23 protein-coding genes are annotated in these 23,402 nt (G+C 34.7%); 17 read left to right on the forward strand and 6 right to left on the reverse strand.

The window, feature by feature from the left end:
* Positions 1-87: 87 nt before the first annotated feature.
* Positions 88-1,404 (forward strand): Fe-S cluster assembly protein SufD, encoded by a 1,317-nt coding sequence (gene sufD, locus IQ05_RS04050; RefSeq protein WP_144890128.1) that lies wholly within the window; start codon positions 88-90, stop codon positions 1,402-1,404.
* Positions 1,405-1,473: 69 nt separating this feature from the next.
* On the opposite strand, the gene IQ05_RS04055 is transcribed toward sufD, so the two are convergent.
* The gene (locus tag IQ05_RS04055; RefSeq protein WP_144890131.1) at positions 1,474-2,820 is read right to left on the reverse strand and encodes a serine hydrolase domain-containing protein; all 1,347 of its coding nucleotides are present in this window, start codon (positions 2,818-2,820) and stop codon (positions 1,474-1,476) included.
* A 180-nt stretch (positions 2,821-3,000) separates the two neighbouring features.
* On the opposite strand from IQ05_RS04055, the gene IQ05_RS04060 reads away from it, so the two are divergent.
* From IQ05_RS04060 to IQ05_RS04080, 5 genes are all read left to right on the forward strand, one after another.
* The gene (locus IQ05_RS04060; RefSeq protein WP_144890134.1) at positions 3,001-4,215 is read left to right on the forward strand and encodes an aminotransferase class V-fold PLP-dependent enzyme; all 1,215 of its coding nucleotides are present in this window, start codon (positions 3,001-3,003) and stop codon (positions 4,213-4,215) included.
* A 17-nt stretch (positions 4,216-4,232) separates the two neighbouring features.
* Positions 4,233-4,667: a hypothetical protein gene (locus IQ05_RS04065; RefSeq protein ID WP_144890137.1), complete on the forward strand. Its 435-nt coding sequence runs from the start codon at positions 4,233-4,235 to the stop codon at positions 4,665-4,667.
* 20 nt (positions 4,668-4,687) lie between these two features.
* On the forward strand, positions 4,688-5,107 hold the full coding sequence (locus IQ05_RS04070; protein ID WP_144890140.1) for a SufE family protein: 420 nt from the start codon (positions 4,688-4,690) through the stop codon (positions 5,105-5,107).
* Positions 5,108-5,249: 142 nt separating this feature from the next.
* Positions 5,250-5,573, forward strand: coding sequence for an SUF system Fe-S cluster assembly protein (locus IQ05_RS04075; RefSeq protein ID WP_086455167.1), 324 nt, complete (start codon positions 5,250-5,252; stop codon positions 5,571-5,573).
* Positions 5,574-5,653: 80 nt separating this feature from the next.
* Entirely contained in the window at positions 5,654-6,163 is a 510-nt protein-coding gene (locus tag IQ05_RS04080) for a DUF2480 family protein (protein WP_144890143.1), read from the forward strand.
* Positions 6,164-6,422: 259 nt separating this feature from the next.
* Here the strand turns inward: IQ05_RS04080 and IQ05_RS04085 are convergent, their stop codons facing one another.
* Positions 6,423-7,628, reverse strand: coding sequence for an NAD(P)/FAD-dependent oxidoreductase (locus tag IQ05_RS04085; RefSeq protein WP_144890146.1), 1,206 nt, complete (start codon positions 7,626-7,628; stop codon positions 6,423-6,425).
* A 258-nt stretch (positions 7,629-7,886) separates the two neighbouring features.
* Here IQ05_RS04085 and IQ05_RS04090 point away from each other — a divergent pair, with 258 nt between their 5' ends.
* The 6 genes from IQ05_RS04090 (at position 7,887) to IQ05_RS04115 (ending at position 11,733) form a co-directional block, all read left to right on the forward strand.
* Positions 7,887-8,357, forward strand: coding sequence for a hypothetical protein (locus tag IQ05_RS04090; RefSeq protein ID WP_144890148.1), 471 nt, complete (start codon positions 7,887-7,889; stop codon positions 8,355-8,357).
* Between the two features lie 220 nt (positions 8,358-8,577).
* Entirely contained in the window at positions 8,578-9,147 is a 570-nt protein-coding gene (locus tag IQ05_RS04095) for a hypothetical protein (protein WP_144890151.1), read from the forward strand.
* A 270-nt stretch (positions 9,148-9,417) separates the two neighbouring features.
* On the forward strand, positions 9,418-10,017 hold the full coding sequence (locus IQ05_RS04100; protein ID WP_144890154.1) for a hypothetical protein: 600 nt from the start codon (positions 9,418-9,420) through the stop codon (positions 10,015-10,017).
* 130 nt (positions 10,018-10,147) lie between these two features.
* A complete protein-coding gene (locus IQ05_RS04105; protein ID WP_144890157.1) occupies positions 10,148-10,759 on the forward strand; it encodes a hypothetical protein in 612 nt (203 codons plus the stop codon).
* Positions 10,760-10,940: 181 nt separating this feature from the next.
* A complete protein-coding gene (locus IQ05_RS04110; protein WP_144890160.1) occupies positions 10,941-11,132 on the forward strand; it encodes a hypothetical protein in 192 nt (63 codons plus the stop codon).
* A 7-nt stretch (positions 11,133-11,139) separates the two neighbouring features.
* Positions 11,140-11,733 carry a hypothetical protein gene (locus IQ05_RS04115; protein WP_144890162.1) on the forward strand — a complete coding sequence of 198 codons (594 nt, stop codon included), beginning with the start codon at positions 11,140-11,142 and terminating at the stop codon, positions 11,731-11,733.
* 441 nt (positions 11,734-12,174) lie between these two features.
* Here the strand turns inward: IQ05_RS04115 and IQ05_RS04120 are convergent, their stop codons facing one another.
* Positions 12,175-13,113, reverse strand: coding sequence for an L-threonine 3-dehydrogenase (locus tag IQ05_RS04120; RefSeq protein ID WP_144890165.1), 939 nt, complete (start codon positions 13,111-13,113; stop codon positions 12,175-12,177).
* Between the two features lie 224 nt (positions 13,114-13,337).
* Here IQ05_RS04120 and IQ05_RS04125 point away from each other — a divergent pair, with 224 nt between their 5' ends.
* Both IQ05_RS04125 and mfd read left to right on the forward strand, forming a co-directional pair.
* Complete coding sequence (locus IQ05_RS04125; protein ID WP_144890168.1) at positions 13,338-13,943, forward strand: hypothetical protein; 606 nt, start codon at positions 13,338-13,340, stop codon at positions 13,941-13,943.
* On the forward strand, positions 13,936-17,304 hold the full coding sequence (gene mfd, locus IQ05_RS04130) for a transcription-repair coupling factor (protein WP_144890171.1): 3,369 nt from the start codon (positions 13,936-13,938) through the stop codon (positions 17,302-17,304). The genes IQ05_RS04125 and mfd overlap by 8 nt, the downstream gene beginning before the upstream one ends.
* Positions 17,305-17,360: 56 nt before the next feature.
* Here mfd and IQ05_RS04135 read toward each other — a convergent pair whose 3' ends face one another.
* From IQ05_RS04135 to IQ05_RS04145, 3 genes are all read right to left on the reverse strand, one after another.
* On the reverse strand, positions 17,361-18,017 hold the full coding sequence (locus tag IQ05_RS04135; RefSeq protein ID WP_086454410.1) for an aspartate kinase: 657 nt from the start codon (positions 18,015-18,017) through the stop codon (positions 17,361-17,363).
* A 110-nt stretch (positions 18,018-18,127) separates the two neighbouring features.
* Entirely contained in the window at positions 18,128-18,487 is a 360-nt protein-coding gene (locus IQ05_RS04140; RefSeq protein WP_144890174.1) for a YraN family protein, read from the reverse strand.
* Positions 18,488-18,644: 157 nt separating this feature from the next.
* Entirely contained in the window at positions 18,645-19,541 is an 897-nt protein-coding gene (locus IQ05_RS04145) for a S66 peptidase family protein (protein ID WP_144890177.1), read from the reverse strand.
* Positions 19,542-19,750: 209 nt separating this feature from the next.
* Here IQ05_RS04145 and IQ05_RS04150 point away from each other — a divergent pair, with 209 nt between their 5' ends.
* The 3 genes from IQ05_RS04150 (at position 19,751) to amaB (ending at position 23,350) form a co-directional block, all read left to right on the forward strand.
* Complete coding sequence (locus IQ05_RS04150) at positions 19,751-20,875, forward strand: endonuclease/exonuclease/phosphatase family protein (protein ID WP_244289521.1); 1,125 nt, start codon at positions 19,751-19,753, stop codon at positions 20,873-20,875.
* A 98-nt stretch (positions 20,876-20,973) separates the two neighbouring features.
* Positions 20,974-21,513 (forward strand): 3-hydroxyanthranilate 3,4-dioxygenase, encoded by a 540-nt coding sequence (locus IQ05_RS04155; RefSeq protein WP_144890179.1) that lies wholly within the window; start codon positions 20,974-20,976, stop codon positions 21,511-21,513.
* 283 nt (positions 21,514-21,796) lie between these two features.
* On the forward strand, positions 21,797-23,350 hold the full coding sequence (amaB, locus tag IQ05_RS04160; RefSeq protein WP_144890182.1) for an L-piperidine-6-carboxylate dehydrogenase: 1,554 nt from the start codon (positions 21,797-21,799) through the stop codon (positions 23,348-23,350).
* Positions 23,351-23,402: the final 52 nt, after the last annotated feature.

Consider the following 23,402-nt stretch of genomic DNA (forward strand, 5'->3'; position numbering starts at 1 on the left):
CTTTCATATAAAGACTCATAAATAATGTTACGTTGACAATCCAAAGTCTTTCGACTTTCGACTTTCGACTTTAAGACTTAAATAAAAATGGAATTAAAAGAAAAATTACTATCGTCTTTTATGGCTTTTGAAGAGCGCATCGATGTTCATGCTGAACTTCATGATGTGCGCACAGCCGCATTAAAAAACTTTGAGAATAAAGGTTTCCCTACAAAAAAAGAAGAAGCTTGGAAATATACCTCGCTTAATGCTGTACTAAAAAATGACTTTACTGTATTTCCTAAACAAGAAAATACAGTGCAATATGCTGATGTTAAAAAATACTTTTTACACGAAATTGATACTTACAAAGTAGTTTTTATTGATGGTGTTTTTAGTTCACATTTGTCAGCTACAACTCACGAAGGTATTGATGTTTGTTTATTGTCATCGGCATTAAACAAACCCAAGTATAAGGAAATAGTTGATACCTATTTCAACCAAATTGTCAACAAGGAAGAAAGCTTGACCTCTCTAAATACGGCTTTCGCCAATGAGGGAGCGTACATTAACATTCCAAGAAATAAAGTAGCGGATAAACCTATTGAGATCATGTATTTTTCAACAGGAAACGAAGCCGCACTGCTAGTTCAACCGCGTAACTTAATCGTTGTAGGCGAAAATGCACAGGTTCAAATCATTGAGCGTCATCAAAGTTTAAATGAAAATCCAGTATTAACGAATTCAGTAACTGAGATTTTTGCACAGAAAAGAGCTTTTGTTGATGTTTATAAAATACAAAACGATAGCCTTTCTGCTAACTTAGTAGACAATACTTACGTGTCACAAAAAGAAGAAAGTAGTGTAGCGGTAAACACGTTTAGTTTTGGTGGAAACCTCACTAGAAACAATCTTAATTTTTACCACTTTGGCGAAAGAATTGTAAGTTATTTGAATGGTATTACCATCATTGGTGAAAAGCAACACGTAGATCATTACACTTTAGTACATCACGCTACGCCAAATTGCGAAAGCCATCAGGATTACAAAGGAATATTTACGGATCGATCTACCGGAGTCTTTAACGGGAAAATCTTTGTAGAAAAAGAAGCTCAAAAAACAAATGCTTTTCAAAAAAGTAACAACATTTTATTGAGTGATAAAGCGACTATTAATGCCAAACCGCAATTAGAAATTTTTGCAGATGATGTAAAATGTTCACACGGTTGCACCATTGGTCAACTTGATGAAACGGCGATGTTTTACATGCAACAACGCGGAATTCCTAAAAAAGAAGCAAAAGCACTATTGATGTATGCGTTCTCAAATGCGGTAATTGAAAGCATCAAGATACCAGAATTAAAACAACGCATCACCAAAATTATTGCCAATAAACTAGGCGTAAAAATGGGATTTGATTTGTAGTTTTTAACACCAAACTCACTATACACAAAGGGCGCAGCGTTTAACAACTTTGCGCCCTTTCTATTTCATTTATTTTTTTAATGCAGTGAGAATGTCTCGCAGCATTCCATTAAAATCAAATTCTGAATTCTCTTTTAAACCCATTCTAACAATCACAATATCCATTGATGGAATGATGGCTACCATTTGACCTTGAAAACCGCTACAGTAATACATATCCTTTGGAACATCAGGGAAAAATCCTCCAGCGTTCAGCCAAAATTGGCCACCATATCTGCCTCCAGAAGTATTTGTAGGTGTTGCGGTGTATTTCACCCAACTTTCATTAAAAATTTGTTCTCCGTTCCAGTTGCCTTGGTGTAAATAGAGTAAGCCAAACTTAGCCCAATCCCGAGTAGTTGCCCAACCGTATGACGAGCCCACATAATTTCCCGCCATATCGGTTTCGATAACCATAGAATTCATTCCTATTTTATCTATTAAATCGGTGTACCAAAAATCTAAATATTCTTGATGTGTTTTGAACTGCTGTCGCAAAATTCCCGAAAGTAAATTAGAGGTTCCTGAAGAGTAATTCCATTTCATATTGGGTTTATATTCTGCTGGTTTCTCGATTTGTGCTCGGGTCATATCTTCGGCTTGAAAAAGCATTTTGGTAGCATCACAAATAGAAGCATAATCTTCTACCCACTGTAAACCGGAATTCATGTGCAGCAAGTCACTTGTTGTTATTAATTTTCGTCTGTCATTTTTCCATTCTGGAATAGGAGCTGGAGCATCAATGTCAAATTTTCTTTGTTTTTCTAAAACTCCAAACATGGCGCTCGTGATACTTTTGGTCATGGACCAACCTAATATTCTACTGTTTTTAGTAAATCCCGTATCGTATTTTTCGGCAATGATTTTGTCTTTATAAATTACTAATAGGGAACGCGTTCTCTTTTTTAACTCTCCTTTTACATCAAAAGCATTGGCTACAGCCGAATTCAATTTGGTATAATCAACGTTAGCAAAAATGGTATCTTTAGGTTCGTTATTTCCGTATGGAAACGGTAAATTGTTGTTCAATTTTGTTCTTTTAGGAACCAAATACGGTTTTGAAACATCAAAATCATCGTTGATTAAAGTAACTCCCAAACCTTCACGGTAAATGGCTTTTCGCTCCTTTAATCCGTAAACAGCAGAGGTAACCATTTTTTGAGCACCATAAATGGTATTTGTAGCAAGGTCTAATAACTCAATATCATTATCGCCGGCTTCAATCAGAGCTTGTGATCTACCATCTAGAAAATGTCCTGAAGCAATGCTCTTTGCCGAAAAACCAGAAATTAAATCGAGTTTTGGATAAGTTGTAAAACCCACATAGACAATTCCGATTAGTAGAACAACCGCAATAATTTTAAATATTTTTTTCATAAACCATTCTTTTGACTGCAATTTATTAAAAACATTTGAATTCTGTAGGTTTAAAAAAAAACTACTTAACAAATAATTTGGCTATCAAAGCATAACAAGAAAGTATGAAAAACTTGGGTTTCTTAATTTCAAAACGGTTTAATTTCAGTACTTTTGTAATTAGATTTTTCCTAAATAATTATGCTAGACATTCAAAAAATAAGAGCCGATTTTCCGATACTTACTCAAAAAGTAAACGGTAAACCATTAGTCTATTTCGATAACGGAGCTACAACTCAAAAACCGCAAGTGGTGATTGATGCGATAGCGAAATACTATCAAGAAATCAATGCTAATATTCATCGTGGCGTACATACTTTGAGCCAATTAGCAACGGATGCTTACGAAGAATCCCGCAAGAAAATTCAAAATCACATCAATGCAAAATTTGCTCACGAAGTACTTTTTACCTCTGGGACCACACACGGTATTAATGCAGTAACCAATGGATTTGCTTCGATTTTAAAACCGGGTGATGAAATTTTAGTTTCGGCATTGGAACACCACAGCAATATTGTGCCTTGGCAAATGTTGTGCGAACGTACAGGAGCTATTTTACGTGTCATTCCTATGAATACCGATGGCGAGTTGATTATGGCAGAATACGACAAATTATTGTCGGATAAAACTAAGGTTGTAACGGTTAATCATATTTCGAATGCTCTTGGAACGATCAATCCTGTTAAATACATGATTGACAAAGCACACGAAGTAGGCGCTGCAGTTTTAATAGATGGTGCGCAAGCTGTTCCACATTTAAAACCTGATGTACAAGAACTAGATTGTGATTTCTATGTTTTTTCAGGACATAAATTGTGCGGGCCAACAGGAACCGGTATTTTATATGGTAAAGAAGAATGCTTGAATAAATTACCGCCTTATCAAGGTGGTGGCGAAATGATCAAAGAAGTGACTTTCGAGAAAACAACTTATGCAGAACTACCTCATAAATTTGAAGCAGGAACTCCCAATATTGCTGGTGGAATTGCATTAGGAACCGCTGTTGATTATATGAACGAAGTAGGTTTTGACAACATTCAGCAGCAAGAAAAAGAATTGCTAGAGTATGGAACCCAACAATTATTGACCATTGAAGGATTAAAAATTTACGGTACAGCCAAAGAAAAAACATCTGTAATTTCATTTAATATTGATGGAATTCACCCGTACGATATTGGCACCATAATTGACAAATTAGGAATAGCGGTGCGCACAGGACACCATTGTGCACAACCGATCATGAATTTCTTTGAGATTCCGGGCACCATTAGAGCTTCCTTTGCGTTTTATAATACAAAAGAAGAAATCGACAGTTTAGTTGCCGCTGTAAAAAGAGCTCAAAATATGCTTGCTTAACGTTAAACAATAACTATATGAAAACAGTACTTGCTTTAGTCGCTACCGTGATTCTTGGATCTACTTGCAGTGATAAGAACCAATCCGATTTAGAAAATACAGTGATTGAATACTCAGCCAATACGAGAGGCTTTTATCAAAAAATTACCGTAGCCAACCACAAGGTAAGCATAAGCAAGGACCGCAATGGAACCGAAAAACCAACTGCAACTGCTATTTCTGATGCTGACTGGAAGAAACTTGTAACAGATTTTCAAACTATTGAGCTTGATGATTTAGCTACGTTAAAAGCGCCTTCTGAAAAACGATTTCATGACGGAGCTGCCATTGCGAATCTAAAAATAGTTCATAAAGAAAAAATATATCAAAGCACATCATTTGATCATGGTACTCCACCAAAAGAAATTGAAAAATTAGTTAACAAAATCAATGCTTTGGTTGAAACCAACTAAAACACATTAAAATAAAACCAATGACGATAAAAGAAATACAAGACGAAATTGTGGACGAATTCTCCCTATTTGATGATTGGATGGAGCGTTACGAATACATTATTGAATTAGGTAAAAAACTACCTTTGATAAAGGAAGAATACAAAACAGAAAACAATATCATCAAAGGATGCCAGTCAAAAGTATGGCTGCAAGGAGAACAACAAGAAGACACTATTGTTTTTACGGCTGATAGTGATGCCATTTTAACCAAAGGAATTATCGCCATCTTGATTCGAGCTTTTAGCAATCAAAAAGCCGCCGATATACTTTCTGCAGATATGGATTTTATTGATGAAATTGGCCTAAAAGAACATTTATCGCCAACTCGTGCTAACGGATTAGTTTCGATGATAAAAAATATAAAAATGTACGCCTTAGCGTTTGAGGCTAAAAACTAATTTGTAAACCAATTCTTTTTTAAACATGTAAGGCATTTAAGGTTTTATAAGTTAAAATAAAATTGAAAATATATAACAAATCTTAAATGACCTTAAATGCCTTATATGGTTATTAAAAATAATAAAAATAAATTGTTGAAACATGACACAAGAAATAGACACTAACGAATTAGGAGAAGCAATCGTAAAAAAATTAAAAACTATTTACGATCCAGAGATTCCTGTAGATATTTACGAATTAGGATTAATTTATGACGTAATGGTAAACACAGATTATGAAGTAAAAGTTCTTATGACACTTACCTCTCCAAACTGTCCAGTTGCTGAAAGTTTACCAAAAGAAGTAGAAGACAAAATTAAATCTATCGAGCATGTAAAAGATGCCGAGGTTGAAATTACTTTTGATCCACCTTGGAGCAAAGACTTAATGAGTGAAGAAGCTAAATTAGAATTGGGGATGCTATAATAAGTCATAAAGTTGAAAGTCATAAAGTCTGAAAGTAAAAGGCCTTATGACTTTTGACATTTGACTTTAAGACTTCAAAAATGGAAGAAATAATAAATAAAGTAGCCAATAGTGTACTCGAAGTTTTCGATCTTGAGGATTATTATCCAAAAGGAATACGCACGCAAATTGACATCTCACAATGGCTTGCTGAAGGATTTTTGCTAAGAGAAAAAGATTTCAGAGAAGATCTCAAAAATCACGATTGGTCACAATACGAAGATCAATATGTGGCTATACATTGCAGTACTGATGCCATAGTACCGGCATGGGCATCTATATTGGTTGCCATTCAACTTGTGCCTTTTGCAAAAAAAATAGTCAATGGGAATTTAGAAGATCTTGAAGCCTCATTGTATGAAGAATTATTACCAAAAATCGACTATTCGGTTTATCAAGACAAACCCGTTATCTTGAAAGGATGTTCTAAAAAACCAGTACCAACTCGTGCTTATGTGGTAGCAGTGCAACATTTACAACAAGTAGCCCGCAGTATTATGTATGGCGAAGCATGTTCAGCCGTGCCATTGTTTAAGAGTAAAAAAGAGTAACTCTTGTGTTTAACGTGAACATCCGCAAGACTGTTTTTTGATTTTTTGTCAAAAAAGGATTTGATTTTAATGCATCAAAAGCACCTGTTTTTAAATGCTTAATTTTGATTTATAATTTATCTTTTAGGCACATTTATCAGGTTTCAATTTTAAGAAAAAACATCATCTGGCTATAAAACGAACATTTTTGTGTTGCTGGACTTGGGTGTATCCTACAATAGAATTGATTACTTAGAAATCTAAAAGTGCCATAAAGAAATCACCTTCTGAATTTAAAATATTCGGTTAAAGGATGTTTCTTGTTTTTCAACATTTCAGAAACGAGTTCCATTCCAATGACTGAGAAGGTGATGCCGTTTCCGCCAAATCCCAAAACAAAATACGCGCTTGGAAAATTAGGATGTTTGCCAATGTAGGGCAATCCGTCCTTGGTTTCGCCAAAAGTACCTGCCCAAACAAAATCCATTCTGAAATCATAATCAGGTAAAATTTTCTTCAGATATTTAGTCAGTTTAGCAGACTTTTCGTTGAGTAAGGAATCTCTTTTTGCAGCGTCTACAAAATTTTCATCTTCGCCACCAATAAGCAATCGATTGTCATCTGTGGTTCGCATGTACATGTAAGGTTCTGCTGTGTTCCAAAACAGCGTGTCGTTAAGATGTGATTGATCGTCTTCAAAACATTCGCCCACAATGGCATAAGTAGATAGTAATTTTACAAACTTGTCTTTAATGATCTCGGTACTTTCAAAACCGTTGCAGTAGAGTATTTTTTTAGCAGTAATAGTAGTACCATGTTCCGTTAAAACGGTTACGCCATTTTGTGTGTACTTAACTTTTTTAATGTCGGTTTTATCAAAAATCTGCAATCCTTTTTTATGATTGTATGCTAGAACATCATGCGCTAATTGGAAAGCATCTATACTCCCGCCTTGTTCAGACAAGATGCCGCCATGCGAATGTTTGATGCTAAATTTTTTATCAATTTCTTCGGCTTCCATCCATTTTACAGGCATTCCAATTTTTTTTCGTGCTTCAAATTCTTTTTTTAACCAGACAACATCTTTCTTTAAAGCGGCAAAATAAAGGGATTCTTTTTTCTTGAAACCACAATCTGATTTTACTTGTTGTACGATTTTCTGCAAATCATCAATTGATTTGTAACACGCCCAATAACTTTCAACGGCCGCTTTTTCGCCAATCAAATCTATAAGTTGGTACAACGGCACATCAATCTCATATTGCAACATGGATGTTGTAGCCGACGTGCTTCCGTGACCAATTTCTCTGCGATCAATAAGCACGGTTTTGTAACCATCTGCCATGCATTGATGCGCTATAAGACTGCCGGTAATTCCGCCTCCTACAACAAGAACTTCTGTGTCTAAATTTTCTCTTACGGAGGGATAGGAATTTATAATTCCATTTTTTACCAACCAAAAAGGTTCACTTGATTTTAGTTTCATGGCGTTTTAGCTTTTATCAAATGTAATGATAATGAATGCGCTACATTTATTCTTTAAAGTTATTATGTTACATAATTATAAGATGATTTCTGTTGTGTTTTTTATGAAACGATTGTTTTTTGAATGGAAGCATGGGGTTCCTTACTTTGAAAAACAGCAAACTAATAAAAACACAAAATTATATTTTGCGGCATTTTTATTCTAAATTTATTGATTTCAAATGCGCTAATACAACGAACCTTCAAATTGCAACTAATCATGAAAAAAATATTTTGGATTTTAATATTATGTATTTCATTTTCGATGATGGGTCAATCCCAAGAAAGTGATTTTTTTAACTTTTATAAAGGCGGGACTAAGTATAAGAAACCTGTCAAATATGTGCTTTTTAATATGTCCGCAGGAGATATTAAAAAAGAAGTTAATAATAAAATCTATTTTTATATGGGAGGAGAGACTTTTATTTTTGATTCTAAAATCAATAAAAAGGATACTTGCTTAGTTGACAAGTTTAAATTCACCTTCGATAAATCAGAAGATTTACAGCAAAAAGCGTATCAGTTTTACAAGGAAAAAAAGCAAATGGAGGAAATAAAAATGAAGTTAAAAAATCTAATACTGTATCCGGTAACTGATTTTAGTCCATACTTTAAAATTTATGTATTAGAAAAAACTCATAAAAATACGTTATTAAAATATGAAGTAGATTGGATATATTCTACTTTTTAAAAATAAAAGAGAGCAGTGTATTTTGGTACATCCTCTGCTGGCGCGAGCGTCCCACTCGTGATGATTGCCAACAAGGACTATCCATTATGATAGCAGTTTGTGATAGTAAGTCGTTTTTTTTGAAGTATCTTACGATATAATTTGTGTTTACGAGCGGGACGCTCGCGTAAGCTGGGTGAGATTAGTATAGTAGGCAATTCTTGTAATAAATAATTATCAGATGAAATATTTAAATCAATTTATGTTATTGTTCGCGTTTGTATTTTTGTCGTGCAAAGGTTTAAAATCTTCAAACCAATATGATCCAATCAAAACATACTTAATATCACAAAAATTAAACAAGACATACATTCTTCAACAAGAAAAAATTAGCAACAAACAAGTTCTTCGTATTTTTAATGGAAGTGAAGGTTTAAATCATATAATACCGCAAACAGATACTCATGCGTATTTTAATTTAAAGCATTGGAAAAAAATGTATCTGGAATATAAAAATGATACATTACCGCAAGAATGGAAAAAAAGTGATTTCAATGATTTCAAGTTTTTATATGAAAGTAAGAAAGTGCTCTTTGGTGAAGCATTTACCCAAAAAATAGCAATGGGAAAAGGCAACTATGAAATAATTTTTCTATCTGAACCACTTTATTATTGGAATAAAAAATATGTTTTATTTTATTATCAAAAAGCATTTCTTTTTGGAGGCGGAAGTGCAAGAATCGTAATTATGAAAAGGGAGAAAAATCATTGGAAAGTTGAAAAGGAAATAGGTGATTACATCTATAACTAGTCTTGAATACCTCCAAGCCCTTTACTAGATCGAGCGTCCCCCCGGCTGGCGCGAGCGTCCCGATCGTGATGATTGCCAACAAGCAATGATTATAGTTTGTGACAATAAGTCGTTTTTTGAGGTTTATCACGATTTAGTTTGTGTTCACGAATGGGACGCTCGCGTCAGCTGGGGTTCGAATTGAAAATACTCGTTACTCAGAAGATCTTAATATTCCTAAAGGGGATGCTACTCCAAAAGGAAGTCCATGTAACTAAAATTATAAATACTATGAAGATTACAATATGTTTAATTAGCAGCATACTATTAATATCTTGCTCTACATCCAAAATAGAAAAAAACGTAGTAAATGATTTTTTAAAGAATCAGCTTATTAAATCACCTTATATTAAAGTTGTAGTGAAGGAACCTTTACAAAAATTGTTATCATTAGAGTGTTATGAAAAAGCGTATCAAGATAGAAATATTCGCTTGGGTGACATGATAAGAATCCGACCAGAGTCCAATCCTCCTTTTATTTGGCCTATTGACTCCTTAGGAATAATAAAATTAAAAGAAAAATATAAAAAAGATACGATAAGTCAACGGTGGCGTAAAAATGATTTTCAGGGGTCGAAATTAAAATTAGCAAATGCAAAGACTATTAGAGACTTTAAAAGCCGTCTTTCGTTAAGGTATTTTGGAGATGAAGGTATTACTTTTTCAAAGCCCATAATCACGACAGATAAGGAATTTGCACTTTTATTTTTTAAAACATTTACTTTAGGTAAGTATTCTACTCATCCAATGCAAAAAGCAATATTAATGGAAAATAAAGAGGGAAGTTGGAGAATAAAAGAAATTTACGATGACCCTAATGTTATTAATTAATTGTGAGTTCAATAAATTTTGCCGCAGATAGTGCGGAAATGAAACGAATAACGAATAGATTAACAGCAGGTCAGGGAACTCCTCAAGAACAAAAACCAGTTGGAAAACCTTGTAACTAAATTTTAAGAAGATGAAAAAATATTATTTATACTCAATTATTATTTTACTCTTTTTTTCTACTCTTTCACAGTCATTATTTTCACAGTCACAAAAAGAAAAAAATAGGGCTATCAACGATTATTTTGAAAAAATTTATAAAGATACAACTCAAGTTATATTTGTTGCTAGAGAGAAAATCAATTCAAATGAAACTTTGAAAATATTTGGTTTAAACGACATAATGATTATTGATGCTGCTGGAAATGGTAAAGGAGATGATACTCTGTACGATAAGAAAGACTTCGAAATAATGAAGGCCAAATATAAAAATAAATGTTTGCAGGGTAAAAGGATTTGGTGCAAAGATGACTTTTGGAAAAAAGATAACTTTAGGTTTGAAAAAGTTGTTTTAGAAAGTATGAATACTGATAAAGGGATCGAACTTATGGTTGAGAAATATAATAGAGGTGATATTGAAGTATATGGTTTTTCCGAACCTATTTATTATCAAAACAACAAATATGTTGTTTTTACAGTACATAAATTGCTAATAGGAGCGGCGAAGACAATTATTGTGATAATGAAAAAAGTAAAATATAAATGGATTGTGACTCACAAGGGTTCAACTAATGTTTTAAATTAGTGTGAATTCAAGAGAGCAACAAGCCCCTGGCTGGCGCGAGCGTCCCTCTCGTGATGATTACCAAATAGCACTATGATTGCAGTATGTGACAATAAGTCGATTTTTTGAGAGGTTTATTATGATTTAGTGTGTGTTCACGAGCGGGACGCTCGCGTCAGCTGCGAGAGCTCTGCAAAAGTCAATGCAAGATGTTATTGATAAATATGGAAGTTGTAGAACATCAGACCTAACGCTAATGCTATATTTTCAAGAAAGGCTAAAACATAATTATCCGTTGTATATTCCTGGAGGAAGAGTAAATTTTAATGCAACTGAAAATATTGTGGCAACTGAATATAAGACGAACCCATGGACAGCAGGAAATTGCAATTAACTATAATATGATCGATAAAATTTTAACCAATTTAGTATATCTTTTCTATCCTCAGAATATATGTGCTTATACTCAAAAAGATGAATATTTTGTGACAGAGGAATATAAAAGATTAAAGGAGATAATTGTTGACTTTGATTCTGAAAAAAGCCAAATTTTCAGAACAAGTATAATTGATAGTTTTGGAAAAGATATAACATTAAAAAATTTTAAAGATTTATCTTTATTTGATTGGGAAGATAGATGTTTTACCTTTAATTTAAATATAATTGAGAATGGCGAACTCTATACAATATCAATATATTTAAGTGTCTTAATTCCTTATTATTTAATTAATGTTCAAAAAGGAATGATTGAATTATGGTTTTCAAAATCACAAATCGAAGAATTGGAGAAAGAGAATAGAGAAACTAGGAAATTAAAGGGGTTAATTTTGGATATTGAGACTATAATCGAAAATAAGTTTCTGTATAAAAAATTTCCTAAAGAATTATGTAACATTATAATTCCAAATGTTAGTTTTCAAGATTCAACATTTGGTCATTTTAATATGTTTAACGCATTTTTTAATAACGTAATAATTAAAGACCATGAAAATTAGTTTTTTTACATTTCTTGTAATTTGCGTGATAGCTTTTGTATATTTTTACTTTTATCAGTATTATTTCAATTTTTGTATAGGAGATACTTTTTATATAGTAAGTTATTTTTACATTCCTTTACTTGTTATTATTGTAAGTAGTGTTATTTATCTTGTGAAATTTTTAATATGGAAGTTAAAAAATTAAATAGACAAGAGGCTGTCCTTTCTTTTTGGACAGCCTCATTATTGAAATATATGTCTCGTCCTGAAATAACGATACACAAAAACAATCGTTATGGAAGAACAAACAAATTATGTAAAACGAAGTCCCCTGGCTGGCTTGAACGTCCCGCTCGTGATGATGGCCCTGAGTAGTCCTAAAATAGGTTGACAAGTTTTACAAATGAAAAAACGCCGCAAAAAAACAATTTTGCGGCGTTTTATTTATGTTCAAAAAGATTACTTCAAATGCTCTAGCATATCCACTGTCATGGTTGCTAAATCAAACTCATGATTCCAGTTCCAGTCTTCGCGAGCGCTGCTGTCATCAATACTTGCTGGCCAGCTGTCGGCTATTTTCTGACGGAAATCCGGCTCGTACGTAATGGTAAATTCAGGAATGTGTTTCTGGATTTCGGCAGCAATTTCTGTTGGCGTAAAGCTCATTGCAGCCAAATTGTATGAAGAGCGAATTTTAATTTCTTCAACAGGTGCTTGCATGATTTTGATGGTAGCCGCAATAGCATCGTCCATGTACATCATAGGCATTTTAGTTTCTGAGGATAAAAAACACTCGTATTTTTGATCGGCGAGTGCTTTGTGATAAATATCTACAGCATAATCTGTAGTTCCGCCACCAGGAGGCGATGACCAACTGATCAAACCTGGATAACGGATGCTGCGTACATCTACACCAAAGATATTGTGATAATATTCACACCATCTTTCGCCTGCTTGTTTACTGATACCATAAACCGTTGATGGCTCCATAATCGTGTATTGTGGTGTGTTTTCTTTCGGGGTTGTTGGTCCAAAAACTGCAATACTCGATGGCCAAAAGATCTTTTTTATTTTTCCGGCTTTCGCCAAATTCAAAACATGAAATAAAGAGTTCATATTCAAGTCCCATGCAAATGCTGGATTTTTCTCGGCTGTTGCTGATAAAAGCGCCGCCATTAAATACACATCGGTAATTTGATGTACTTCAACTAAATGCTCAATCTGATTAAAATCTAACGCATTTACCACTTCAAATGGACCCGAATTTACGACATCAATATTTAATTTACGGATATCAGAGGCTATAACATTTTCTGTTCCGTAAATTACGCGTAATTTTTGCGTAAGCTCTGTTCCTATTTGGCCACAAGCGCCTATAATTAATATTTTTGTACTCATTTTTTTTTAGTTTTGTTAAGCAAAGATAACCTTTTCGAAAATATCAAAAAATTATTATAATCTTTATAAAAACATATAAAAATTAGTAATGTGCTATTTCTTACTGCTAATTGATTGTTTTTTTATTGCTAAAGTACAATATACAGTTACTAGATTGTTATTCGATTTCTATAATTCATAATTGTAAATTTACTTTGTAACTTTGTACTTTAACTTATGTAAAAATGAAATACTCTTCCTTTGTGTTCCTCATGCTGGTTTTACTTGTAAGCTCTTGTAAAGATGAGGTTGATAACCGCGTTTTGGAGAACAAAAAAGAAGTTCAAAAACAAGAAGTGATCTTAAAAAACATTCAAAAAAATTGGAATTTTTACGACACTCCTCTTACTGAAGCTTCTGAGAAAAGTTTGTCTTCCTGGAATGAATTCCGACTTTTTCTTGATGAATTATCTCAAAAACCAAAAAACACAGCCAACGCCTACCAGCGCAAAGCCAAAGCACTTTCTAAAAAAGCAATTGCGCTACAGGATAGAATTCCTTTTGAATTTGATAAACCTCAAATAAAAAGTAGAATTGCAACCTTAATTACGAAGGTTCGAATGCTTGACTTATTCATACACCTGGATCAAATTCCAGATAAAAAAGTGGTTCTTTTGATATCAGAAATAAATCTAGAATTAGTTTCGCTACAAAGACAAATGGATAAAATTGTAGAAAAAAGTAAGATCCCGCTAGAAGAAGGAGAATCTGAGCTTAGACGAATGCTAGATTCTACACGAGCAATTCCAAATACACCAATAATAGACCCAAATATACCCCGAGTTGAGTAAAACTGCCCTATACACGATCTATGATAATACGCCTCAAAACCTGCAAATTGTTGCGTGTTTACAGGATAACAACGCCGTAAAAATGCATTTGTCGGGACTCTTGGGTTCGGCAGTATCATTTGTAATTCGTTCTATTTTCAAAAAAGCAGAGTTGCCTTTTTTAATTGTTTTAAACAATAAAGAAGAAGCGGCCTATTACTTGAATGATTTGGAACAGATTATTGGAGAGCAAGACGTACTTTTTTATCCCGGTTCCTTTCGTCGTCCTTACGAAATTGAGGAAACAGATAACGCTAATGTTTTGCTCAGAGCCGAAGTATTGAATCGTATAAATTCTAGAAAAAAACCCGCCGTTATTGTCACGTATCCCGAGGCTTTGTTTGAAAAAGTGGTTACCAGAAAAGAGCTGGATAAAAATACCTTAAAAGTGGCTATCAATGATAAAATTTCGATAGACTTTATCAACGAAGTTTTATTCGAATACGAATTCAAAAGAGTTGATTTTATTACTGAGCCGGGAGAATTTTCGGTTCGTGGAGGAATCGTGGATGTGTTTTCTTTTTCAAATGATGACCCGTACCGAATTGAGTTTTTTGGGGACGAGGTAGAAAGTATCAGAACCTTCGATGTAGCCACACAATTGTCTATTGCAACTCAAAAAAAGATCACTATAATTCCAAATGTTGAAAACAAAGTTTTTCAGGAAAATAGAGAAAGTTTTTTAGATTATATTTCAGAAAAAACGGTAATTTTTATTCAAAATACCGAAGATTTTTTAGCACAACTAGACAAACAATTTGGTAAAGCTGAAGAAGCTTTTGCAAAATTATCACAGGAAATAAAACGCGCTTCACCAGAACAATTATTCTTAAATCAAGCCGAATTTATAAAAAGAGCTTTGGATTTTGCGGTGGTAGAATGGGGATCAAAACCTATTTTTAGAACCACCAAAAAATTTGAATACCACATAAAACCACAGCCTTCATTTAACAAACAATTTGATTTGTTGTTGAATAATTTAAATGAAAATCATTTCAATGGCTACAAAAATTATTTGTTTTGTTCGAATGATGCGCAAGCCAAGCGTTTTCATGATATTTTTGAAAGTTTAGACGAAGCCAATTCCGAAAACATTCGAAAGCAATACAATACCGTTGTCTTGCCTTTGTATCAGGGTTTTGTGGACGATGAAAATCAAATCACATGTTATACAGATCATCAAATTTTTGAACGCTATCATAAATTCAGCATCAAAAATGGCTATTCGAAAAAACAAAACATCACTTTAAAAGAACTCACGACACTTTCGGTGGGCGATTATGTCACGCATATTGACCATGGAATAGGTCGTTTCGGTGGGTTGCAAAAAATACAAGTCGAAGGCAAAACACAAGAAGCGATTAAGCTCGTTTATGCCGATAATGATATTGTATATGTGAGTATTCACTCCTTACACAAAATTTCGAAATACAACGGAAAAGACGGTACGCCACCCAAAATATACAAATTGGGTTCGAATGCGTGGAAAATTTTAAAACAAAAAACTAAAGCACGTGTCAAGCATATTGCCTTCAATTTGATTCAGCTGTACGCCAAAAGAAGACTCGAAAAAGGATTTCAGTTTGCGCCCGACAGTTACTTGCAAAATGAATTAGAAAGTTCGTTCATTTACGAGGATACGCCAGACCAAACTAAATCAACGGCAGAAGTAAAAGCGGATATGGAGAGCGACCGTCCGATGGATCGCTTGGTTTGTGGAGACGTAGGTTTTGGTAAAACCGAAGTGGCTATTCGTGCGGCTTTCAAAGCAGTGGATAACAGCAAACAAGTTGCAATTTTGGTTCCCACAACCATTTTGGCTTACCAACATTACCGCACTTTTACGGAACGATTGAAAGATATGCCGGTTTCAATAGGGTATTTAAATCGTTTTAGAACCGCAAAACAAAAAGCCGAAACACTAAAATTATTAGCTGAAGGTAAACTCGATATTGTGATAGGAACGCATCAATTAGTCAATAAAAATGTAGTTTTCAAAGACCTTGGTTTGTTGATTGTAGATGAGGAACAAAAATTTGGTGTCAACGTAAAAGACAAATTGAAAACCATCGCTGCTAATGTGGATACGTTAACATTAACGGCAACACCTATTCCTAGAACCTTACAGTTTTCATTGATGGCTGCACGTGATTTATCGGTGATTACAACGCCTCCGCCTAATAGATATCCTATTGAGACCAATGTGGTTGGCTTTAGCGAAGAGACTATTCGAGATGCTATTTCGTACGAAATACAGCGAAACGGACAGGTTTTCTTTATCAATAATCGAATTGAGAACATAAAGGAAGTTGCCGGAATGATTCAGCGTTTGGTTCCTAATGCTAGGGTAGGTATTGGTCACGGCCAAATGGATGGTAAAAAACTCGAGGAATTGATGTTGGCTTTTATGAACGGAGAATTTGATGTTTTGGTAGCAACAACCATTATCGAAAGCGGATTAGATGTACCCAATGCGAACACGATTTTTATCAATAATGCCAATAATTTTGGATTGTCTGATTTGCATCAAATGCGGGGTCGAGTAGGGCGTAGCAATAAGAAAGCTTTTTGCTATTTCATTTGCCCACCGTATTCAGCCATGACCGATGATGCCAGAAAGCGAATTCAAGCTTTGGAACAATTTAGTGAATTAGGCAGTGGTTTCAATATCGCCATGAAAGATTTAGAGATTCGCGGAGCAGGAGATTTATTAGGAGGTGAGCAAAGCGGTTTCATTAATGAAATTGGTTTTGATACTTATCAAAAAATCATGAACGAAGCTATTGATGAGTTGAAAGAAAATGAATTCAAGGATTTGTATCCCGAGGAAAACAATTTGGAAACCAAAGAATACGTCAAAGAATTACAAATTGATACTGATTTTGAATTGCTATTTTCAGATGAGTACATCAATAATGTAGCAGAGCGATTGAGTTTGTACAATGAGCTAGGCGATGTAAAAAATGAGGAAGATCTTACTGTTTTTCAGGATAAATTAATTGACCGCTTTGGTCCAATGCCGCCACGTGCCAAAGCATTGATGAACAGTATACGTATTAAGTGGATTGCTACACGGGTAGGAATCGAGAAGTTAGTGATGAAGCAAGGCAAAATGATTGGCTATTTTGTTTCGGATCAACAATCCGATTATTACCAATCCAATCGTTTTCAAAACGTATTGCAATTTGTGCAAAAAAATACTTCTATTTGCAAAATGAAAGAAAAGCAAACTCCAGCAGGATTGCGTTTGCTATTAACCTTTGATGACGCTAAAACTACGCGTAGGTGTTTGGAATTGATGGAAAAGTTGGGTGGGGAATAATAAACAAAGCTTCCAGCCTTTTGAAGGTTGGAAGCTTTGTTTATTTTAGAATGTTCTTAATTCTTCAAATCTTTTATCACTTTAAAAGCAACATCCACTTGTTCTTCACTTACTAAAATAGTGAACTCGTTTGATGTCGAAATTACTTCGTTGATGATAATTCCTTCCCAAGCCAAACGTTGAAAAATGAAATAGTAAATTCCAGGAACTACAATATTTTCTTTGGGTAATTTTACGGTAATTGAGGCCAGGTTATCTAGTTTCTGAATCAATTTTTCGCTTGCAAAATGTTTGTCTACAAGATGATTGATGCTGTTGCTTACTACAATATTCGTTTCGTTTACCCCTCTTGATGAAGTATAAAAAATGTCTGGCAATGCATTGATATCTGCAATTAAATCAGCCTGCTTGTTCAAAACCGTCTCTGAGGCTGCAAAAGTATAGTCTGTCAAAGCTGATCGAACGGTGATTTCGCCAATATTTTTGATGACTTTATTGATCTTGTGGTTAAGTCTAAAATCCAGTTCCTCTGTCAATCTCTTCAATGCCATTACTACAGCACCTTGTTTCACTTCTTTACCAAATTCACTCTCCAACTCTGTCATTATATTTCTTGATAATGAGGTCAAGTTGATGATACCTAGTGATAAAGCATTTAGTAAAAAAGGTTTAGTTTTAATGTAATTTTCAACAATTGAAGAAACAGTTTTCATGATGGATTTTTTTTAGTTGGTCGTTATTTTACGCGTAGTTAGTGTGTAAAGTGAGCGCAAAGATAAATAAAAAAACATTTTGTTACAAATATAACATCTAGAAAATATGTTTAAAAGTGATAAAAAGCATCGATAAGGTGCTCAATCACAAAAGATTTATCTTCTTTATGAATGGCGATGATATCAAAACGTACCTCTAGGTCAAGATCATTTTGAATGACAAAAGCATCTACAGCCTTTACTAAGAGTTGGATTTTTTTTGGCTTCACAAAATCCTGTGGTAAACCAAAATCCAAGGAAGATCTTGTTTTTACTTCGACCACAGCAAGAACACCTGCTTTCTGAGCCAAAATGTCAATTTCTGCTTTTTGAAACGTATAATTGGTTTGCAAAATAGTGTAGCCTTCCTTTTGGAGGAATTCAACAGCCATTTCTTCTCCAAGTTTACCAAGTTCGTTGTGTTCAGCCATTTAAAATTTTTTTTTCAAGTTTGAGGTTTCAAGTTTTTTAACTTCTGCAACTAAAATTCATCAATGAAAAAAACATAATTCATTGTACTGCATACGTTCCCAAACTGCTTCTATCAAGTCTCCCACTCCTGCGGAGGGGGTCGGGGGGAGGCTTTTTTTATTCAAATGTAAGTGTTCCGCCCTTTTCCTGCACATCTAGTGTGACCTTACTTCCCAAAATCAATGCTCTATTGTCTTGAATGTGCCCTGCAGGGAAATTATACAATATTGGAATTGAGTATTTTTGTGTAACGTCTTCAATAATTTCGATCGCATTTTTTCCCCACGGAATATCGTTGTCTTTCATTTTAGTCATAGATCCTACCACAATTCCTTTGATACTTTCGAGGCAACCGTTGCGTTTTAAGTTCATCATCATACGGTCAATATGGTATAAATATTCATCTAAATCTTCGATAAATAAAATTTTATCCGAACAATCAATTGCAGATGTAGAGCCAAACAGACTGTACAAGATGGATAAATTTCCGCCAACTAATTGACCTGTTGCTTTTCCGAGTTTGTTTTTTGAAAAGGGTGTAACCGCGTAAGATAATTTCTCACCAAACAAAGCTTTTCTTAATGATTCAACTGCTTGCGGAGTTGCTCTTGGTGCAGTGAGCGGCATGATGGCATGAAGCGATTGGTATCCTAAGGTATTCAAATGACTGTGTAATACGGTCACATCGCTAAAACCAACGATCCATTTTGGATTTTTTTTAAAATTTGTAAAATCTAATAAGTCGACCATTCTAACCGTGCCATAGCCGCCTTTCACGCACCAAATTGCTTTAATATTTGGATTGTCCAGTTGTGCTTGAAAATCGGCTGCGCGTTGCTCATCTGTACCCGCTAGTTGGTTGTTGTCTAAGCCTATTGTCTTTCCTATTACTACTTCAAGACCCCAACTGTGTAGCAAGTCAATTGCTGGCTTTAAGTTATCATCAATATTTTTTCTGGCTGTTGCTACAAGGGCAATAGTATCTCCTTTTTGTAAATAAGGTGGTGTTATCATAGTGGGTTGTGATTGACAAGGTAATGTTCGAAAAACAAAAATAAACAATAGTACCCAATAAAAAATGGGATTATAAATGTTGTGTGTATTGGTATACTGTTTCATCAAATTAAGCAACACGGTTTATGATTTCAAAGATAGTCATTTAAGAAAGAATACGAAATTCGATACAAATCACTATTTTTATCCTGAATTAATTGATTTTAATTATGTTTTACTTTAAAGTTAGGTTTTACAAAACCCTATTGGCACTGCTTTTTTTGTTGAGTTGGATTTCAGTTGGGAATGCTCAATCCAAAAAATACATTATTCATACTGTAGCTTTTTATAATTTCGAAAATTTATTCGACACTATAAATGACCCAGACACTTATGATGAGGAGTGGACACCTAAGGGCACCCAGAAATGGACGTATGATAAATATCAAATAAAACTTAGTAATCTAGCTCGTGTGCTTGCAGAAATTGGTTCTTCAGAAAATCCAGATTCACCCACCTTCATTGGTGGATGCGAAATAGAAAATCGTGCTGTACTTGAAGATCTTGTAAAAGAACCAAAAATCATTGATAAAGAGTATGGAATCATACATTTTGACTCGCCCGATAAAAGAGGAATCGATGTAGCCTTATTGTATCAAAAAAAGAAATTCCAACCCACTAGCTTTAGCAATATCCCTTTATATCTTTATAAAAAAGGAAACTCACAAACCGAAGAGGTTCTCGAAAAAACTGAGGACATTACCGATGATAAGCCCCAAGTAAACACTAAAAATTATAGAGTGTATACTCGAGATCAACTACTGGTAACTGGTTTTCTAGAGGGTGAGGAAATACATATTATTGTAAACCATTGGCCATCGCGTTCTGGAGGTGAAAAAAAATCAAGTCCGTACCGTGAAGCAGCAGGCTTGCTAAACAGGAAAATAATTGATTCGTTACAGCAAATTAATCCCGAAGCAAAAATCATTACCATGGGCGATCTCAATGATGGACCTTACAATAAAAGTGTAAAAATAGGGCTTGGCGCCAAAGCCAAAAAAGCCTCCGTACCAGAGTTTGGGATTTACAACCCCTTCGAAGAAATGGCTCAGAAAGGTTTAGGTACCATTGCGCACCGAGATGCTTGGGATATTTTTGACCAAATAATGCTTTCTGAGACTTTAATTCGTTCCGATTTCTCCAGCTATCGTTTCTGGAAAGCAGGTATTTACAACAAATCATTTTTGATACAAAACAGCGGGCAATACAAAGGATACCCGTTGCGGCATTCTGTATCCGAAATTGGTTTCAGCGATCACTTTCCCGTTTATATTTATTTAATCAAACAAAAGTAAAGCTAAGCCGCCTTCGTTTTTTTGTCAAATATTAGTCGCTTGATTCATTTAAAATCTTAGTACCTTAGTGGCTTAGTAACTTTGAAACTCATACTAAAATGGCAATCGCAAAACCCTTCAACCTCAATGCATGGATTAATGAGAACCGTCATCTTCTTAAACCGCCCGTGGGGAACAAAAATTTATATACAGAGTCTGGTGATTATATCGTTATGATTGTTGCCGGTCCAAACGCCCGCAAAGACTATCATTACAATGAAACGGAGGAATTATTTTACCAACTTGAAGGTTCGATAAAAGTAATTATTCAAGAAGATGGAGAGCGCAGGGAAATGGAATTACATCCTGGCGACATGTATCTTAATCCAGCCAAAACGCCTCATTCGCCTGTGCGTTCCGAGGGTTCTATTGGGCTTGTCATAGAAAGGAAAAGAGCCGGACAAGGATTTACAGATGGCCTCCTGTGGTTTTGTGATAACTGCAACCACAAACTACATGAAGTCTATTTTGAACTCCACAATATCGAAAAAGATTTCCTGCCGCATTTCAAACATTTCTATAATTCAGAAAGCTTGCGTACTTGCGATTCGTGCGGCACAGTCATGCAGGCCGATCCTAAATTTGTTTCTAAAGACTAGTTTTTTTAGGAGCTTTTTCCCGTCATCCGCTGTATCTTTTATTCCTGCAAAGGCAGTCATAAAAGGATGCCGCTACTACCGGGGCTAGAAAATAGTACATCAAATAGACGATACGTTTTTTCATTTTGAAATTTCAATCACGGCACAAACTCGAATACGGTGGTGTTTTCACATACAAATTTATAGATTCAATTAAGTAAAATTGCAGTTTCACACTGTTGTATTTCAAGTCAAATCAATATATTTGTAAAAAAATATAACAATATTTAATAAAAAAGTTACAATGATAACAATAGCAGATCAATTCGGAATGAAAGAAGCATTGGCTCAATTGGGCGTAAAAGCCATAAACGAAGGAACGTCAACAGGAATAAATCATTTTTCAAACGGTGAAATTCTAGAAAGTCATTCACCAGTAGATGGCCAGCTGATAGCTTCGGTAAAAACAACAACCGCTGCCGATTATGAAAAAGTAATGCAGACTGCTACTGAGGCATTCAAAACTTTTAAAACAATGCCAGCGCCACAACGCGGTGAAATTGTACGCCAGTTTGGTGAAAAATTACGTAAAAATAAAGAAGCTTTAGGTAAGTTAGTTTCCTATGAAATGGGGAAATCATTGCAAGAAGGATATGGAGAAGTTCAAGAAATGATTGACATCTGTGATTTTGCAGTAGGATTATCGCGTCAATTACACGGTTTAACCATGCACTCTGAACGTCCTGGACATAGAATGTATGAGCAATACCATCCAATGGGAGTTGTGGGAATTATTTCAGCTTTCAATTTTCCAGTAGCAGTTTGGGCTTGGAACACAGCATTAGCATGGATTTGCGGCGATGTTTGCGTTTGGAAACCATCTGAAAAAACACCTCTTTGTGGTATTGCTTGCCAAAATATTATTGCCGAAGTAATTAAAGAAAACAACCTTCCTGAAGGAATTTCTTGTTTGATCAACGGAGATTATAAAGTAGGCGAAATGATGACTAACGACAAACGCGTTCCATTAGTATCTGCAACAGGTTCTACTCGTATGGGTAAAATTGTAGCGCAAGCGGTTGCTGCTCGTCTTGGAAAATCATTGTTAGAATTAGGTGGTAACAATGCCATCATTGTAACTCCAGATGCTGATATAAAAATGACAGTTATCGGCGCTGTATTTGGTGCTGTAGGAACAGCAGGGCAACGTTGTACTTCAACACGTAGATTGATCATTCACGAAAGTATTTATGATACGGTAAAAGATGCCATGGTATCGGCTTACAAGCAATTGCGTATTGGTAATCCATTAGATGAAAACAACCATGTTGGGCCATTAATTGACACACATGCTGTAGAAATGTATAATAAAGCATTAGAAAAAGTAGTTGCCGAAGGTGGAAAAATTCTTGTAGAAGGTGGAGTGCTTTCTGGTGAAGGATTTGAAAGTGGTTGTTATGTAAAACCAGCCATCGCTGAGGCTGACAACGCTTTTGAAATTGTACAACACGAAACTTTTGCTCCTGTATTGTACTTATTAAAATATTCAGGAACGGTAGAAAATGCCATTGCAATTCAAAACGGAGTAGCACAAGGATTATCATCCGCTATTATGACCAACAATTTGCGTGAAGCTGAATTGTTTTTATCAGTAACAGGTTCTGATTGTGGTATAGCAAACGTAAACATTGGAACTTCTGGTGCCGAAATTGGAGGTGCTTTTGGAGGAGAAAAAGAAACTGGTGGCGGTCGTGAGTCTGGCTCCGATGCTTGGAAAGTCTACATGAGAAGACAAACAAATACCATCAATTACACTACAAGTTTACCCCTAGCACAAGGAATCAAATTTGATTTGTAATCGAATAAATAGAAATACTAAAAAAGGCAATTTGAAATTTCAAATTGCCTTT

Source organism: Flavobacterium tiangeerense (assembly GCF_007830355.1).
GTDB classification, from domain to species: domain Bacteria; phylum Bacteroidota; class Bacteroidia; order Flavobacteriales; family Flavobacteriaceae; genus Flavobacterium; species Flavobacterium tiangeerense.

Coding starts and splice junctions, on each gene's coding strand:
- sufD (WP_144890128.1), top strand. CDS start 88: ATGGAATTAAAAGAAAAATTACTATCGTCTTTTATGGCTTTTGAAGAG.
- IQ05_RS04055 (WP_144890131.1), bottom strand. CDS start 2,820: ATGAAAAAAATATTTAAAATTATTGCGGTTGTTCTACTAATCGGAATT.
- IQ05_RS04060 (WP_144890134.1), top strand. CDS start 3,001: ATGCTAGACATTCAAAAAATAAGAGCCGATTTTCCGATACTTACTCAA.
- IQ05_RS04065 (WP_144890137.1), top strand. CDS start 4,233: ATGAAAACAGTACTTGCTTTAGTCGCTACCGTGATTCTTGGATCTACT.
- IQ05_RS04070 (WP_144890140.1), top strand. CDS start 4,688: ATGACGATAAAAGAAATACAAGACGAAATTGTGGACGAATTCTCCCTA.
- IQ05_RS04075 (WP_086455167.1), top strand. CDS start 5,250: ATGACACAAGAAATAGACACTAACGAATTAGGAGAAGCAATCGTAAAA.
- IQ05_RS04080 (WP_144890143.1), top strand. CDS start 5,654: ATGGAAGAAATAATAAATAAAGTAGCCAATAGTGTACTCGAAGTTTTC.
- IQ05_RS04085 (WP_144890146.1), bottom strand. CDS start 7,628: ATGAAACTAAAATCAAGTGAACCTTTTTGGTTGGTAAAAAATGGAATT.
- IQ05_RS04090 (WP_144890148.1), top strand. CDS start 7,887: ATGAAAAAAATATTTTGGATTTTAATATTATGTATTTCATTTTCGATG.
- IQ05_RS04095 (WP_144890151.1), top strand. CDS start 8,578: ATGAAATATTTAAATCAATTTATGTTATTGTTCGCGTTTGTATTTTTG.
- IQ05_RS04100 (WP_144890154.1), top strand. CDS start 9,418: ATGAAGATTACAATATGTTTAATTAGCAGCATACTATTAATATCTTGC.
- IQ05_RS04105 (WP_144890157.1), top strand. CDS start 10,148: ATGAAAAAATATTATTTATACTCAATTATTATTTTACTCTTTTTTTCT.
- IQ05_RS04110 (WP_144890160.1), top strand. CDS start 10,941: ATGCAAGATGTTATTGATAAATATGGAAGTTGTAGAACATCAGACCTA.
- IQ05_RS04115 (WP_144890162.1), top strand. CDS start 11,140: ATGATCGATAAAATTTTAACCAATTTAGTATATCTTTTCTATCCTCAG.
- IQ05_RS04120 (WP_144890165.1), bottom strand. CDS start 13,113: ATGAGTACAAAAATATTAATTATAGGCGCTTGTGGCCAAATAGGAACA.
- IQ05_RS04125 (WP_144890168.1), top strand. CDS start 13,338: ATGAAATACTCTTCCTTTGTGTTCCTCATGCTGGTTTTACTTGTAAGC.
- IQ05_RS04135 (WP_086454410.1), bottom strand. CDS start 18,017: ATGAAAACTGTTTCTTCAATTGTTGAAAATTACATTAAAACTAAACCT.
- IQ05_RS04140 (WP_144890174.1), bottom strand. CDS start 18,487: ATGGCTGAACACAACGAACTTGGTAAACTTGGAGAAGAAATGGCTGTT.
- IQ05_RS04145 (WP_144890177.1), bottom strand. CDS start 19,541: ATGATAACACCACCTTATTTACAAAAAGGAGATACTATTGCCCTTGTA.
- IQ05_RS04150 (WP_244289521.1), top strand. CDS start 19,751: ATGTTTTACTTTAAAGTTAGGTTTTACAAAACCCTATTGGCACTGCTT.
- IQ05_RS04155 (WP_144890179.1), top strand. CDS start 20,974: ATGGCAATCGCAAAACCCTTCAACCTCAATGCATGGATTAATGAGAAC.
- amaB (WP_144890182.1), top strand. CDS start 21,797: ATGATAACAATAGCAGATCAATTCGGAATGAAAGAAGCATTGGCTCAA.